Below are 13,772 nucleotides of genomic sequence, written 5' to 3'. Positions count from 1 at the left end.
CGCCGGGCCACCGACCTCCGCCGACCCTGGGAGAAGCCGACGGAGCCGAACAAACTGACACCCGCCCGCGTCCGCGCGGGGTTCAGAAACCTGCACACGCAGACCGGGTCTCCGGCCGGTGCACCGAAACCGTCACGTCCCGGGCCAGGCAGGCGGCCGGGCTCGAAGAACCGCCGCCCGGCCACCCATCATGACGTGGGCATGGTGATCCTGGTCGCCCAGTGTGCCGCCTGGTTCGTCATGGTCCGTTCGTGCCGGCAGCTCAACGCGGCCACGTTCGAGGTCTTCGGCGCCTTCGAGCATAGGTTGCCGGCGTAGGCCGACTCCAGGGCGGAGTGGGCGGCCCTTGGCGCGGGGCGCGACTGGAGCCGGTACGTGCCGTTGACCCACGTCGAGCAGTGGGTGCCGGTCATTTTCACTGTCGCCTACGTCGTCGCGTTCTGCGCTCTGGTGGTCTGACGTTCAGCCCGACCACTGTGCTGCCCAGCAGGGGCTGCTGCGGCAGCGGGGAGGGGACGGGCAGCGGGGGAGGGGTGGTGACGACCGGTGCCGGCGGAGGGATCGTGACCGGGGAAGCCTGCCGCTGCGGCAGAGCCGCCCACGCGCCCACTACCGCGTCGATGCGTTCGCGCACCAGCCTGCGCATGGTCCAGACGTGACGAATCCGCGGGACCGTGACGACGAACCAGTGCAGGCTCGGCTGCCACTGCTGGTCGAAGGTGACGAAGGCCCTGAGCGGCGACTGCCACTCACGCTTCGAGGCCGGGGGCCGCGCGGGACAGTCGGGCAGCCGTGGTAGCGGAGCCCACGTGCTGCCCGGCTCCTCGGATTTCCGGACGGCGTACTTCTCCACGACGGCCGTACGGAAGGCGTCGTACTCCTCGGGTCCGCAGCAGACCATGAGCACCAGCCGTTCCGGAGGCATCGTGCGCAGTGCCTCGGTGAACTCCCACACCGTTCCCGGGCCCGGCGCCACGGACATGAGGACGGAGTGAGCCCCCTGGATCAGCTCGCTCACGGTCCTCTCCCAGCCGTCGAGCGGCAGGTAGCCCCGCTGTGCGCCGAGCAGAGGCAGTTCTTCGCCGGGTTCCCCCACCGCGACGACCCTGCCGTGCCGGGTGAACTGGCGGACGAGGAAGTCCTCCATGGTGAGTCCGGGAAGCTCATACGGGGAGCGCGTCCACCATCCTGGAGCCTCGGGAGGGGGCAGCGACATCCGGGTGTCGAGAGCGAACGGCCGTAGATACAGGATGTAGCGCTCGCCCCGTAACTCCTCGAAGGCGGTGATGACGCGGATGCGGTGCCGTCTGCCCCGGACCACCACCCTGCGACTGGCGCGGAAGACGAGCCATCCGCCCTCCAGGATGCCCAGCATGATCAGCAGGCGCAGGACCCAGGGGATGTGGCTGACCGGCGGTCCGGGCGCGATGACGAAGTGCTTCAACAGCAGGGACCCGCATCCGGTGGCCAGGGCGTACCCCAGGAATCGCAGGGTGCGGCCTGTCACGGTCAACGTGTTCCCGGAGGCACGCCGTTGGTGGGGAAGGATCGGGGTCGTCCTCGGTTGCTGTTCTCGCTCAGCACTCATGTTGCCTCCGGCCTCCGACGCCGTCGTGGACGATCGCAGCACTGCTCCTGCCCATGCTGGCCCGCGCGCGGAAGGAGCGTGCCCGATTCGGCGCAACGCGACGCCGGCAGCCCTGTTCCGGCGTCTTCGCCGACGCCGTTGAGCGGTCTGCCGGCCGTCTCCGGCACCAGCGGTCCGCCGCGCGGAGCCGCGTACCGCAGCCCGGCCTGGGGCAGCGACCCAACACCAAGGCCGCGACCAATCCCCATGCCCGATGCGCCCCGGCTCGCCGAAGAGGCCGGAGGAACCTGGCGTCACAATGCGCCCGGTGACCACACTCGCTGATCACAAGCCCACCAGCCGCCGCTTGACCCGACCGCTGGTGGCAGGGCTGAACGATGACCGGCATGGACAGCAGCACCGCACCCCAGGTCAGCAGGATCGTCGCCGTCACCGGGGCCGGCACCGGGATCGGCCGGCGGGCAGACTGCCGCACCGGGCGGCGCCTCCAAGCACGGTGATCAGCATGGTCGTGGCATCCATCGAGCCATCACGCCACGCACCTCGTGGCCGACAACCAGCGGCCGAGCCCGTGCCGCGTCCCTGCAAGGAGGCCCACCGGGCACGACGAGCCCGGCATCGGCCCGCCTGCGGGCAAGACTTACGCGGTCGGTCGCAGACTGTCGGCGGTCTTCCGGCCGGTCAGCGAGGAGAAGAGGTGAATGATCTACGGCAGTCACCGCGCCGAAGGCACGCCAGCCCTGGGTGCGCTGCCCGGCCAGGAGGGACCGTACGGCCACTGGCCCGAGCCGGGTGAGACGGACGACGCCGATGCTGAGGATGGCCTCGGCGAGCCGGCGGCCGCCGTGGTGCCGTCGCCCAGCAGGCATGGGCGAGAGGTGGCAGGGCATCCGGGGGAGGAGCCGGGGTTGCCGCCCCTCGACGTCATGGCCCTAGGAGGTGCGAAAAGGTGAAGGGCTTCCGCAGCTTCATCCTGCGCGGCAATGTGGTCGACCTGGCGGTCGGCATCGTCATCGGAGCGGCGTTCACCGCAGTCGTCAACGGCTTCGTCAGCGCCTTTTTGACCCCGCTCGTGGGGCTGGCCACCGGTGCCACCGGCGACATGGCCCACAAGACCTTCACCGTAGGCGCCACCAAGTTCCCTTACGGAGCTTTCATCAACGCGGCGATCAGCTTCCTCCTCATCGCCAGCGCCCTGTACTTCCTCGTCGTACTCCCGATCAACAAGCTGCACGAGCGCCTCGCTCCCCACCACGACGTCCAGGCCCCCAAGCGGGACTGCCCCGAGTGCCTCAGCCCCGTCCCGGCCCAGGCCCGACGCTGCGCCTCCTGCACCGTCCCCCTGCCCGCGGTACCCGCCCAGGCCGGGGAGACAACTCAGCGGGCCGGGTGACCGGACCCCTGATCGATCGGTGACAGCCGGACAACTTCGGTTCTCAACGCTTGGCCGGGTTGCCCCTGCAGCCGCGGCGCCGGCGTTCGGCATCCCCGCCCCCTGGGCTGCGGGCCTGCCGGAGACGGGCCGGGCGTATAGGCACTTCTCGGAGCGGATCACCGCCGCGACTGGGAGGCCCGCGAGCGGCAGCCCCGTCGTGACCTCGCTGTACTCAAGCCGGAGACGACCTGCTGGCCCCACCCGCGCCCTGCCCCTGCCGAGCAGGCGTCCCCGGTTCAGCTGACCGTGGCCGGCACTTCTGCTCGCGCGCGGGTGCCGGCGAGGCGGTAGGAGTCGGTGCCGGTCTCGATGATGGTGCCGTTGAAGGCGAGCCGGTCGACGATGGCCGCGCAGAGGCTTAGCCCCTCGACCCCGCCCTTCTCGTGGGCGCCGTCGATGCCCGGGCGGCAGGAGAAACTCTCGATGCCAAAGTGCGAACGAAAGGCGATGGGTGCAGCTCGGATGGAGTGATCGTTCGGGCGGGTTTCGTCAGGTCGTGGCTGAGTGCCATAGCCAGCGGAGCGCATCGGGGAGTAGTACTCCGCCGTGGTTGGGGCTGTGGCCACCGTCGCCGAGGACGAGACGGAAGTCGTAGCCTGCTTCCGCGAGAGCGGCTGCCACACGCAGATTGTTGGCGAGCCAGTTCCTTTCCGGCCCGTTCCAGTTGAGGTCGCGGTGGCCTGCTTGCATGAAGATGCGCAGCGGTTTGCGGGGGGCGTTGGGGATCAGGTCAGGGTAGGGGTTTCCGTTCGGCATCTGCGTGAAGCTGGAGAGGTAGCAGATGACTCGCCGGAACTTGTCCGGGCGCATCCACGCAGCCGTGAAGGCACAGTTGCCGCCGCTGCTGCCGCCGCAGATGCCCCATTGGTCGGCGTCCTCGGCGATCGAGTAGCGCCGTGTGACCTGGGGGATGATCTCAGTCAGGAGGAAGGTGACGTAGCGGTCGTTGAACGCGTCGTACTCGGTGTTGCGGTTCTTCGATTGTTCGGCGTTCTTGAGGACGCCGGGATCGACGAAGACACCGATCGTGACCGGGATTTCACCGCGATGGATGAGGTTGTCCAACACGATGGCACCGCGGACCTGCCCGTCCGGGTCCAGGTACCACCATCCGTCCTGGAACACCATCAGTGACGCGGGTTCGGAGGGGTCGTATTGCGCGGGCACATGAACCCAGTACCGTCTCGTGGTGCCGGGGTAGATCGTGCTCTCGCACCAGTGGAACTCCAAGGTCGAGCCGGCGGGGACGCCCGGCTGTAGATCCGAATCGGGCCCGTAGGCGTAGCGAACGTCTTGCTGGTCGATGGGGAGCGGACGAAAGGGCAGCTCGATGGTCACGTCCGCACCCTAGAGATGCTGTCCGGTCGCCTCAAAGGGATTGTGTCCGGTTTGCTCGGATCGACAGCCGCGATCAAGAGGTGAGGGCGTAAGTTCGCTGGTCGGCGGTGGGGTAGAGGCGTCCGGGCTCCGGGAAGACCCCAGCGGGCGCCGACTCGGCGGCGACCCGGGCGGCGTGGCCTGCCAGGATCGCTGTCAGACAGTCGGCTGCCCAGGACTCGGCCTCGGTGGTGCCGGGTTTCCACGGTCGCCATCTGCTCCCGGTTCGGCTTCTCGCCCGGCGCGAGCCGAGCGCGGTGGCCAACAACAGCTTTCTCGGCGGCCCGGCGGGTGGCCTCCCACAGGGCCGCCGGGCGCATGACCACGCCCTTGCCGTCCACCTGGACCACCAGTGGCATCTCGCGGCCGCACGGGACCGGGATCGTGGTCGGGTAGAAGCCGTCGACGTCGACCGCGGCGGCGACCACGAGCTCTTCGAGTCTGCGCTTGCCGAGCACGTTCCCGCAGCGGCGAGTCACTGCAGCGTGGGCCTGGTCGAACGAACCGCGGACGGCTTCGGTCACCGCGAGCCGTCGTCATCCCGTCGAGTGCCGGCCCGCCGGCAGCGACAGCACAGCGTCGGCAGGGTGGACGTTGCTCACGCCCTGGCCCGGTGGGCGACCCGGGTGACGCGGTGCCCAACCGGCACCCGAACGCAGCCGGCCCCGCCACCGTGCCTGCGCCACGGCGGCCTCCCGGTCGGTGCCGATCTGCGGATCGTCAACGGTGAACCCGCCGCTGGCCTTGATGGCGCGGCCGACGGCCTCTTCGTTGCCGTAGACGGCGGTGTCCAGCAGGCGGTAGCCGGCGGCCAGGGCCTCGGAGACGGTGCACTCGGTGCCCTCGGCGGGGAGCTGGTACACGCCGAAACCGAGGAGCGGCATCTCGACGCCGTTGTTGAGGGTGACGGTCTGCATGAGCGGGATGTCCTTCGCCGGAGCGCGGAGGCGGGCGGTCAGGGGCGGATGAGGGCCTTGAGGACCTGGCGGTCGGCCATGGCCCGGTAGGCGTCCGGTGTCCGGTCGAGGGTGAATTCCTGGTCGAAGACGCGGCCGGGGGTGATGGTGCCGCGCAGGACGTCGGGCAGCAGTTCCGGGATGTAGGCGCGGGCGGGGCTGGCGCCGCCGGTCTGAGTGATGTTGCGCATGAACTCGGCCGGACCGATCGGTCCCTGCTCGTACTGGGGGACGCCCAGGCGGCTGATGGTGCCCCCGTCCAGGACCGCCCCGAGTGCGGTGTCGAGGGCCTGGCGGGTGCCCACGGCCTCGATGACCTTGTCCACGCCGCCGGTCAGCTCGCGGATGCGGGCGATGCCCTCCTCGCCGCGCTCGGCGACCACGTCCGTGGCACCGAACTCACGGCCCAGGCCGGTGCGGGCCTCGTGGCGGCCGGCGAGCACGATCCGCTCGGCCCCCAGCCGCTTGGCCGCGATCACTGCGCACAGGCCGACCGCGCCGTCCCCGACCACCAGCACCGCATCTCCGCGGCCGACGCCGGCGGTGACGGCGCCGTGGTGGCCGGTGGTCATCACATCGCAGAGGGCGAGCAGCGACGGCAGCAGCGCGGAGTCGGCGGCCACCGGCAGCTTCACCAGGGTGCCGTCCGCGTACGGGACGCGAACGGCTTCGCCCTGCCCGCCGTCGACGCCGTCGAAGCCGTACCGGCCGCCGTTGCGGCAGGAGATGTGCAGGCCCTTGGCGCAGTAGTCGCAGGTGTTGTCGCTGTAGGTGAACGGGGCGACGACCAGATCACCGGTCTTCAGGCCGGTCACGTCCGCGCCGGTGTCCTCCACGATGCCGAGGAACTCGTGCCCCATGGGGCGCCCGGTGCCGGTGGCGGGCATCGAGGCGTAAGGCCACAGGTCGCTGCCGCACACACAGGACGCGACGACGCGCACCACGGCGTCGGTGGGCTGGAGGATCTTCGGGTCGGGCCGGTCCTCGACGCGGACGTCGCCGGCTCGGTACATCACTGCTGCACGCATGAAAGGTGTTACTCCAAATGATAGGCGGGGGGCACCACGCGAAGCGCGGCGTGCCGGGGTTGGGGTCAGCGTTCGAGCATCTGCGCCTGGGCCTCGGTGTGGGTGTCGCCGGCGGCGGGCGGCAGGCTGGAGAGCTTGCCGAGCTGCTCGGCGGTCAGCGTGACGGCATCGGCGGCGGCGGTCTCATCGATCGGCGTGTTCGGGTCCACCCGGTGCTGGTAGTGCAGGTCGATGTGGTCCGTGCCCAGGCGCTTGAGGGAGCCCTCGATGGCGGTGCGGATGTCGGCCGGGCTGGAGTCCAGGTTCCAGGAGCCGTCGCCGCCGTGCGAGACCAGGCCGAACTTGGTGGCCAGCACCACCTTGTCCCAGCGGCCCTGGAGCGTCCGCCCGAGCAACTCCTCGTTGGTGTAGGGGCCGTAGATCTCGGTGGTGTCGATGAGCGTGACGCCCAGCCTCAAGGGCTCGGTGCACGGTCCTGACCGACTCCGCGTCGTCGGTGCCTGAGCCGGTGTAGCCGTGGGACATGCCCATCGCGCCCAGCCCGATCCGGGAAACCTCCAGGTCACGCAGTTTGATGTAGCGCATCTCGCCCTCTTCCGATCATGGTGTTGCCTGGTCTCTCACTGGCGTCCGGCCCGGCAGGCCGAGCCGGTTGAAGTCCGGGCGGCGCGAGGGGCCGGCGTCTTCCTCATTCACCTTCGCCCGGATGGCTCGGGGGTGGCAGGGCGGGCTCTTCGGGGGTAATGGCAGGGCCTCCCTTCCGCCCGCGTAGTGGGTGCCCGGCGGGTGAGACTGGAGTCATGACTTCGACGAGTGCGCACAGCGAGGGCGCCGAGCTTGGCCGCTTCCTGCGTGCCCGCCGCACCCAGACCAGTCCCGAGCACGTCGGCCTCACCGTCGGCGCCGGTATCCGCCGTACCCCGGGGCTCCGCCGTGAGGAGCTGGCCACCCTCGCCGGGATCAGCATCGACTACTACGTGCGCCTGGAACGCGGCAAGGAGACCCGCCCCAGCCCCGCCGTCCTCGACTCCCTCGCCCGTGCTCTGCACATGGACGACCAGGAGCATCAGCACCTGCGTGAGCTCGCCGCGCGTGCCGCCCGCTACGCGCCCGAGCCACCGCCGGCCCCGAGCCGCACCGTGCGCCCCCACCTGAAGCTGCTGCTGGAGTCGCTGCGACCGAACCCGGCCTACGTCATCAGCCGCAGCATGGACATGCTCGGCTGGAATCCCGGCGGCCTCGCCCTGTACGCGGGCCTGGCGGACTGGCCGGTCAAGAACCGCAACCTCGCCCGCTACCTCTTCCTCCACCCCGCGGCTCGCGACCTTTTCACTGACTGGGACCGGCAGATCACCGGCTGCGTCGCCCGCCTGCGCGCCGTCGCCGGCACCGCCCCCGACGCCCCCGACCTGACCAACCTGGTCGGCGAGCTCCTCCTCAAGAGCCCCGACTTCGCCCGGCTGTGGGAACGCTACGAAGTGACCGGACGCAAGCCTGCTCACAAGACGTTCCGGCACCCCCAGGTAGGAACGCTCACGCTCACCTCGCAGTCCCTGCACGTGGAAGGCACCCCTGGCCAGCGCATCGGCGTCTATACCGCCGAGCCCGGTAGCCCCGACCACGATGCGCTGCTTCTGCTCGACATGACCGCGCCGCCTGCCGCCAGCCCCACGCAGCGGCACGCAGCGCGTCGACAGGGCTAACGGGCCTGGGGGAAATTGCGCTTCGGGCGTGCTGGGCTGGTGGGTGATCAGCAGGCGGTGTCGCGGACGAGGACGAGTCCGGTGCTCGTCGGCGGCGGGCGGCCCGCTGCGCGGATCGGTCGGAGACGAGTGAGGCGATCGCGAGCTGGGTCTCGGCGTGGGTGGCGCGGCGTCCGTGTGGCCGTCTCCATGTCCGCCAAGGCCGTAAACCGGTGGACAGCTCTCCGGCTCTGGGTGAGCATCACCGCGATGAACAACGAACCTCTCTCCGCGCCCAAACGCGTCCGTTTCGTCGAGCTCAGCGCAAAGGCACTGCGGGCGCTTGCCGACGGTGACCTCGCTGGCGGCAGCGCCGAGGCCGGGGTCGCCCTTGACGAACACTTCGTCGGTGAGCGAGCCCGCTGGATCTTCGGCTACCGCGCCGACCAGCTCGCCAAGGACCCCTCTGCCGCGCCCTGGATCACGCGTGCCGCGGTGTCCGAGCCGGACGGGGTCGTCGTTGGCGACGCCGGGTTCCACGGGCCGCCGGATGAGGCCGGCATGGTCGAGGTTGGCTATACCGTCGTGCCCGGGTACCGCCGCCAGGGCTATGCCCGCGCCATGCTGAGGGCGTTGCTCGTCAGGGCCGCGGCCGACCCCGACGTCAGGACCGTGCGCGCCAGGATCGGATCCGACAACGCCGCCTCCCTGGCGTGCATCGAGGGCTTCGGCTTCACGCGCATCGGCGAGCAGGGGGACGAGCGCGAGGGACTCACGATCGTCTTCGAGGTCCCGGCAGACGCCATTCAGGCCGGGTAGCTGTACGGTCTCGGCGGACATGGTGATCGTCCCGGTCGGGCCGTGACATGAGAAGGGCCATACGGGTTGGGTGAGTTGTGAAACTGACCTGGGCCGTACGGCCTGTTCCCATCCTGCCCCGTCCCGCGTCTGACGCGCACATTCCGGCGAGTTGTTCGCCGAACTGGCCACGGCAGGGGAGGCTGCGCGGCAGTCCGCGCTCCGCGAGGCCCGGGGCGGAGAGCGTCGGAGTGCGGAGGGTGCCGGCAGAAAGCCCAAGCTGGTCTTCCTCGATCGGCTGCTGGTCACCCTGGTCCATCTGCGCCATCAGTTGCCGCATGTGGTGCTCGCCGAGCTCTTCGAGGTGGATCGCTCCACCGTCTCCGCGGCCATCCGCCAGGTCCGCCCGCTGCTGGCAGCCCGTGGTTTCGCTGTGCCCGACCGGCCCCGCCTGCGGCTGAAGACGCTGGAGGACGTCTTCGCCTATGCCGAGGCGGAGGGCGTTGTGCTGCGGCTCGACGGGGCCGAGACCCAGGTCCGCCGACCGCAGGCCGACCGTCCTGGGCGCCGGGCGTTCGTCTCCGGCAAACGCAAGCAGAACACCATCAAGACCACCATGTTCAGCGACGGCCAGGGCCGCCCGCTGCTGTCCGGCTTGGTCCGCCCGGACCGGATGCACGACCAGACCGCCGTGCGGACCGAGGGCATTGCCGAGCAGTTCCGCACCCGTCCCGGCGTGGAGGCGAAGGTCGATTCCGGCTACCCCGGGCTGGCCAAAGAGTTCCCCGGGCAGGTCAGCGCCCCACCGAAGAAGCCCAAGGACGAGGCGTGCGACGGTGACGAGCATGCCTGGCGCGAGACACGGCGACGGCAGTCCTCGGCAAGGATCTGGGTGGAGCACACCAACGCCGAACTCCGCCACTGGGCACCCCTGCGCCGTTTCACCGGACGCCGCGATACCTACGCCGAGACCCATCTCGCGATCGCCTCACTCATCTCCGACCGATCCGCGCAGCGGGCCACCCACCGCCGGACGGGCACCGAACTCGTCCTCGGCCGCGACACCGTCCGCTGGTCACCCACCAGCCGAACCGCCAGGCCGGCACGCCCGAAGCGAATTTCTCCCCAGACCGCAAGGGGGAGTTGCAGAAGCTGAGCAAGGCGGAGCTGTACCAGCGGGTGACCGGCAGTGCCTTCCTGGCGGGTGGAAGAGGAGCCGTGAGGAACTCATCGATGCACTCGCCGGCAGCGGGCGCCGCCGGAAGAAGGCCGCCGCCTGACGGCTGCGGCGGCCGTCCCACGACCGTCCCGCCCACGCCCTGGAGAGCTACCTGCGTCGGCGCTGACAACACGGGGCCGGGTGGAGCATGTCGCGATTGGCTTTCGGTTGCGGAGCAGGCGGTGCTCGCGGATGTGCTGAGCGGCGGTTTCACTCGCGCCGCCGCCCGGCTGCATCTGGCTCAGCCCGGCCTGAGCGCCCAGATCCGCCAGCTGGAGAAGGAGTTGGGGCAGCCCCTGCTCGACCGCTCAGGCCGGTCGGTGACGCCGACCGAGGTGGGCCGGGCGGTCCTGCCGTACGCCCGCGCCGCACTGGCGGCGGCGGAGTCGGTGCGGCAGACGGTCGATGCGTACACCGGACTGCTGCGCGGCCGGGTCAGGCTCGGGCTGGTCTCCGGCGCTACCAACCACGCCTTCGACATCGCCGCTTTACTCGCGGACTTCCACGACGCCCATCCCTCGGTGGAGGTGGCTCTCACCGAGGACGCCACGGATCGGATGCAGGCCGCTCTCCTCGCCGGCGAGCTCGATATCGCCGTCCTTGGAACGGCGGAGGAGGCGCCCCCGCCCGGATTGGCCTTTCAGACGGTGATCGATGTCCCGCTGGTTGCCGCTGTCGCGCCCGGTGATCCGGTTCTCGATCGCCTCGACGGTACGAGTGTCCCGCTTGTCGATCTGCGGGATCGGCCGCTGATCTGCCTGCCGCGCGGCACCGGGGTGCGCGCGGCGCTCGAACACGGCTGCGCGCATTCAGGATTCCGGCCACGGATTGCCTTCGAGGCGGCGGCCCCACACGTACTCTCGCGCCTGGCCGCGCGGGGCCTGGGCATTGCCGTGCTACCTGCCGGTGAGGACGATTCCCTCCTTGACGGGCGGCTTCGCACCCTGCGGATCGTCCAGCCCGAGATGCGTGCCCGCATCGCGCTCGCCTGGCAGGCCAATGATCCTTCGAGTCCCGCAGCCCGGGTTCTCCTCGAGCGCCTACGCGATGCCCTCCCCAAGCCGCCCGCTTCCTAGAACGCCTCTGCCCGCAGATCGCCCGCGAGGAAGAACAACGCCGCGCCCGGGCCGCGTTTGTGCGGCGCTGGGGCGCGGCGGAGGGGTGAACCCTGCGGCGGCTGAGGGGAGTTGTCAGCAGCCTGCCGGATCGTTGTCGAAGAGGCTGGCTTTGGCGCTCAGAGGACGTCACTGCCTCTCAGTGCCGGTTGGTGAGGTAGTCGCCGGCATTGACAGCCTGGTGCGCGAAGGCTGGGATGTGACGAGGTGTGGCGCTCATCACGGATCTACCGCTGGATGGGACCGGCCGGTGCATGGTGGCTCAACGGGGGTGTGATGGAGGAGTTGCTAGCCACTGATCCAACGGTGGTCGGCGGCCGGTATCGGCTGCTCGGGCGACTGGGCAGCGGTGGGATGGGCGTCGTATACCTCGGGCGATCGCCGGGCGGGCGGCTGGTAGCCGTGAAGTGTGTGCACCGGGAGCTCGCCGCCGACCCGGAGTTCCGCCGTCGCTTCGCCCACGAGCTGGAAGCCGTGAGGCAGGTCGGCGGGTTCCATACGGCACAGGTCGTCGACGCTGCCCCGGAAGGTGACCCGCCATGGCTGGTCACCGCCTACATTCCGGGATCGTCCCTGGCCGAGGCGGTCGCCACCCACGGCCCACTGCCGGAGCCGGCGTTACGGGTGCTCGGCGCAGGACTGGCCGAGGCGCTGGACGCCATCCATGCCGTCGGGCTGGTCCACCGAGACCTCAAGCCGGCGAACGTACTGCTCGCCGACGACGGGCCGCGCGTCATCGACTTCGGTATCGCCCGCGCGCTGGACGGGACGGCGATCACGCGGACGCAGGTCGTCATCGGCACACCTGGCTATATGGCGCCGGAACAGATCGCGGGCGGCGCGATCAGCCCGGCCTGTGACGTGTTCAGCCTCGGCCACGTCCTCTGCCACGCTGCCGGGTGCGCGCCGTTCGGTCACGGCGAAGCGCAGGTGATGCTCTACCGGGTCATGCACACCGAGCCCGACCTGAGCGCCGTCCCGGAGCCCCTGCGGCCGACGATCGCCGCCTGCCTCGCACGGAACCCCGCAGACCGGCCCACACCCGCTCAGCTGTTGGAGCGGTTCGCATCGCCCGCCCACGACGAACCCGGCAAGGCGTGGCTGCCTGCGCAGCTACGGACGGTGCCGGCTCCGGTGCCGACGGGGGTTGCGGGGGATGTTCGGTCGGTTGATCCGGACCCGATCAGCCGTGCATCGCCGCCGGCCGGGCGCCCCGACAACCGGACCCTGACCGCGATCACCGAGCCCCGGGATACTCTCGGCTCACAGGCGCCCGGGGGCCGGAAGCGTTGGCCTTACTGGCTCTTGGTGCCGCTCGCCCTCGTGCTCATCGCCGCTGCCATCTGCGTCTCCCTGTTCGTGCTGGACGGCGACGGCTCCCGGCCACCGAACTGCTTCCCGTCCAGCGCCAGCGGGGACGGCTCTCGGCACGAGGTGACCAGTCTTCCGATGGGGACGCCGCACCCGCCCGAACCCGTCGGGCCCGCCGACCGGACGACCATCGAGCTCGGCCAGTCGGTCACGCTCAGCTGGGATCACGCCGGCGCCGTGTCACAGGTCGCCGCCATGCTCGGCGACGCCCCCCGGTTTTCCGCCTGGCTGACCACCACATCCTGCACTTTCACGCCCAACGCTGCCGGCGTCTACCACTGGGAGGTGAGCAGCGCGAACGCAGCCGAAGGACAGGCGGGCAGCGCATGGTCGCAGGATCGGTACCTGTTCGTCAGGCCGAAGGGCTCCTCGACACCCAATCCGGTGCGCGACGCTCCGGACGTCCCCCGTCCGGTGGCCCCGGCGGACCAGACGGTGGTCAAGGCTGGCCAGCCGATCACCCTGAGATGGATGGCGAGCGGCGGCAATTCGTACGTCTCTGTGCTGCTGCCCGGCGGGAAGTGGCAGACCATGCCCTGGCAGAAGACGTCGACCTACACATACACCCCGCCCTCGCCCGGGATCTACGTCTGGACGGTGCACACTGCGGACAACGTCGCCTGCGTCGTCGGCACCTGCATCAGCGGGGGGAGTGCGCAGCGGTACCTGATCGTGGAATGAGGTTCGCACTCGCAGGTCGTTGTCCCCGGAAGTCCTCTCAAGACCTGGGTTCGACCCTCCGTGCGCCGTCCACGAGACCAGGGGCTCCGGCGGCGGCTTCCGCCTCCCAGACGGCGCCCTGGTCAACCAGGCTTCCGTCGGCATGGCTGTGGAAAGAACCAACACCCCGCTACGCGACGCCCTTCAGCGTGCCGACGTCGGTCGGTCGGGGCGGTCGGTGAAAGTGCCATCGCATGGTGATCAACGGAATTCTGTGCGACGTACGGACCGGTATCCCGTGGCGTGACTTGCCGTCGCGGTTCGGGAAGTGACAGATCGTGTACCCCGTAAGCCGCTGGGCGGCGGATAGGACAGGGGAGGAGCTTCTGCGTGTGGTCCAGCGTGACGCGACGCCGAGGCTTGAGTGACCCGAGGCCGCCCGAACAACGGGGGCCTCGGCTCACCCTCGGACCGGGTGGACGGTGGCTGTCTACTCTTGTGTGCTGGACACCGCCGGGATTCGGTGGCGCATGGGGAGAAGGA

General features: G+C 70.2%; 10 protein-coding genes and 5 pseudogenes. 8 read left to right on the top strand and 7 right to left on the bottom strand.

Annotated elements, in window-relative coordinates; all coding sequences use genetic code 11:
- Window positions 1–6: 6 nt before the first annotated feature.
- Window positions 7–318 (top strand): annotated as a pseudogene (locus ACZ5CZ_RS22330) (hypothetical protein); the annotation flags it as partial.
- Window positions 319–415: 97 nt separating this feature from the next.
- Here the strand turns inward: ACZ5CZ_RS22330 and ACZ5CZ_RS22325 are convergent.
- Entirely contained in the window at window positions 416–1,507 is a 1,092-nt protein-coding gene (locus tag ACZ5CZ_RS22325) for a hypothetical protein (protein ID WP_468945325.1), read from the bottom strand.
- A gap of 1,030 nt (window positions 1,508–2,537) precedes the next feature.
- On the opposite strand from ACZ5CZ_RS22325, the gene mscL reads away from it, so the two are divergent.
- Complete coding sequence (gene mscL / locus ACZ5CZ_RS22320) at window positions 2,538–2,981, top strand: large conductance mechanosensitive channel protein MscL (protein ID WP_385845355.1); 444 nt, start codon at window positions 2,538–2,540, stop codon at window positions 2,979–2,981.
- 278 nt (window positions 2,982–3,259) lie between these two features.
- Here mscL and ACZ5CZ_RS22315 read toward each other — a convergent pair.
- The 6 genes and pseudogenes from ACZ5CZ_RS22315 to ACZ5CZ_RS22290 form a co-directional block, all read right to left on the bottom strand.
- Window positions 3,260–3,379: pseudogene (locus ACZ5CZ_RS22315) on the bottom strand (IS21-like element helper ATPase IstB); the annotation flags it as partial.
- Between the two features lie 133 nt (window positions 3,380–3,512).
- Window positions 3,513–4,361, bottom strand: a complete 849-nt coding sequence (locus ACZ5CZ_RS22310) for an alpha/beta hydrolase (RefSeq protein ID WP_468945321.1) — start codon at window positions 4,359–4,361, stop codon at window positions 3,513–3,515.
- Between the two features lie 242 nt (window positions 4,362–4,603).
- Window positions 4,604–5,034, bottom strand: a pseudogene (locus ACZ5CZ_RS22305) (ISKra4 family transposase); the annotation flags it as partial.
- Between the two features lie 100 nt (window positions 5,035–5,134).
- Window positions 5,135–5,317 (bottom strand): annotated as a pseudogene (locus ACZ5CZ_RS22300) (aldo/keto reductase); the annotation flags it as partial.
- Between the two features lie 38 nt (window positions 5,318–5,355).
- Entirely contained in the window at window positions 5,356–6,384 is a 1,029-nt protein-coding gene (locus tag ACZ5CZ_RS22295) for a zinc-binding dehydrogenase (protein WP_468945318.1), read from the bottom strand.
- Between the two features lie 83 nt (window positions 6,385–6,467).
- Window positions 6,468–6,969: pseudogene (locus ACZ5CZ_RS22290) on the bottom strand (aldo/keto reductase); the annotation flags it as partial.
- A gap of 215 nt (window positions 6,970–7,184) precedes the next feature.
- On the opposite strand from ACZ5CZ_RS22290, the gene ACZ5CZ_RS22285 reads away from it, so the two are divergent.
- The 6 genes from ACZ5CZ_RS22285 to ACZ5CZ_RS22260 all read left to right on the top strand — a co-directional run bounded on the left by ACZ5CZ_RS22285 (window position 7,185) and on the right by ACZ5CZ_RS22260 (window position 13,561).
- On the top strand, window positions 7,185–8,087 hold the full coding sequence (locus tag ACZ5CZ_RS22285; RefSeq protein ID WP_385845351.1) for a helix-turn-helix transcriptional regulator: 903 nt from the start codon (window positions 7,185–7,187) through the stop codon (window positions 8,085–8,087).
- A gap of 249 nt (window positions 8,088–8,336) precedes the next feature.
- The gene (locus tag ACZ5CZ_RS22280) at window positions 8,337–8,885 is read left to right on the top strand and encodes a GNAT family N-acetyltransferase (RefSeq protein ID WP_468945314.1); all 549 of its coding nucleotides are present in this window, start codon (window positions 8,337–8,339) and stop codon (window positions 8,883–8,885) included.
- A 151-nt stretch (window positions 8,886–9,036) separates the two neighbouring features.
- A complete protein-coding gene (locus tag ACZ5CZ_RS22275; protein ID WP_468945312.1) occupies window positions 9,037–10,020 on the top strand; it encodes a transposase in 984 nt (327 codons plus the stop codon).
- Between the two features lie 245 nt (window positions 10,021–10,265).
- On the top strand, window positions 10,266–11,159 hold the full coding sequence (locus tag ACZ5CZ_RS22270; RefSeq protein ID WP_385845346.1) for a LysR family transcriptional regulator: 894 nt from the start codon (window positions 10,266–10,268) through the stop codon (window positions 11,157–11,159).
- A gap of 315 nt (window positions 11,160–11,474) precedes the next feature.
- Window positions 11,475–13,250: a serine/threonine-protein kinase gene (locus ACZ5CZ_RS22265; protein WP_468945309.1), complete on the top strand. Its 1,776-nt coding sequence runs from the start codon at window positions 11,475–11,477 to the stop codon at window positions 13,248–13,250.
- A gap of 233 nt (window positions 13,251–13,483) precedes the next feature.
- Entirely contained in the window at window positions 13,484–13,561 is a 78-nt protein-coding gene (locus ACZ5CZ_RS22260; RefSeq protein WP_385845466.1) for a hypothetical protein, read from the top strand.
- Window positions 13,562–13,772: the final 211 nt, after the last annotated feature.

The organism is Streptomyces sp. NPDC031418 (genome assembly GCF_055581605.1).
This window is presented reverse-complemented; position numbering and strand designations above follow the sequence as displayed.

What these genes read in the sequence shown, in the direction of transcription:
- ACZ5CZ_RS22295 (WP_468945318.1), bottom strand. Translation starts at nt 6,384, where the DNA reads ATGCGTGCAGCAGTGATGTACCGAGCCGGCGACGTCCGCGTCGAGGAC.
- ACZ5CZ_RS22285 (WP_385845351.1), top strand. Translation starts at nt 7,185, where the DNA reads ATGACTTCGACGAGTGCGCACAGCGAGGGCGCCGAGCTTGGCCGCTTC.
- ACZ5CZ_RS22280 (WP_468945314.1), top strand. Translation starts at nt 8,337, where the DNA reads ATGAACAACGAACCTCTCTCCGCGCCCAAACGCGTCCGTTTCGTCGAG.
- ACZ5CZ_RS22265 (WP_468945309.1), top strand. Translation starts at nt 11,475, where the DNA reads ATGGAGGAGTTGCTAGCCACTGATCCAACGGTGGTCGGCGGCCGGTAT.
- ACZ5CZ_RS22260 (WP_385845466.1), top strand. Translation starts at nt 13,484, where the DNA reads ATGGTGATCAACGGAATTCTGTGCGACGTACGGACCGGTATCCCGTGG.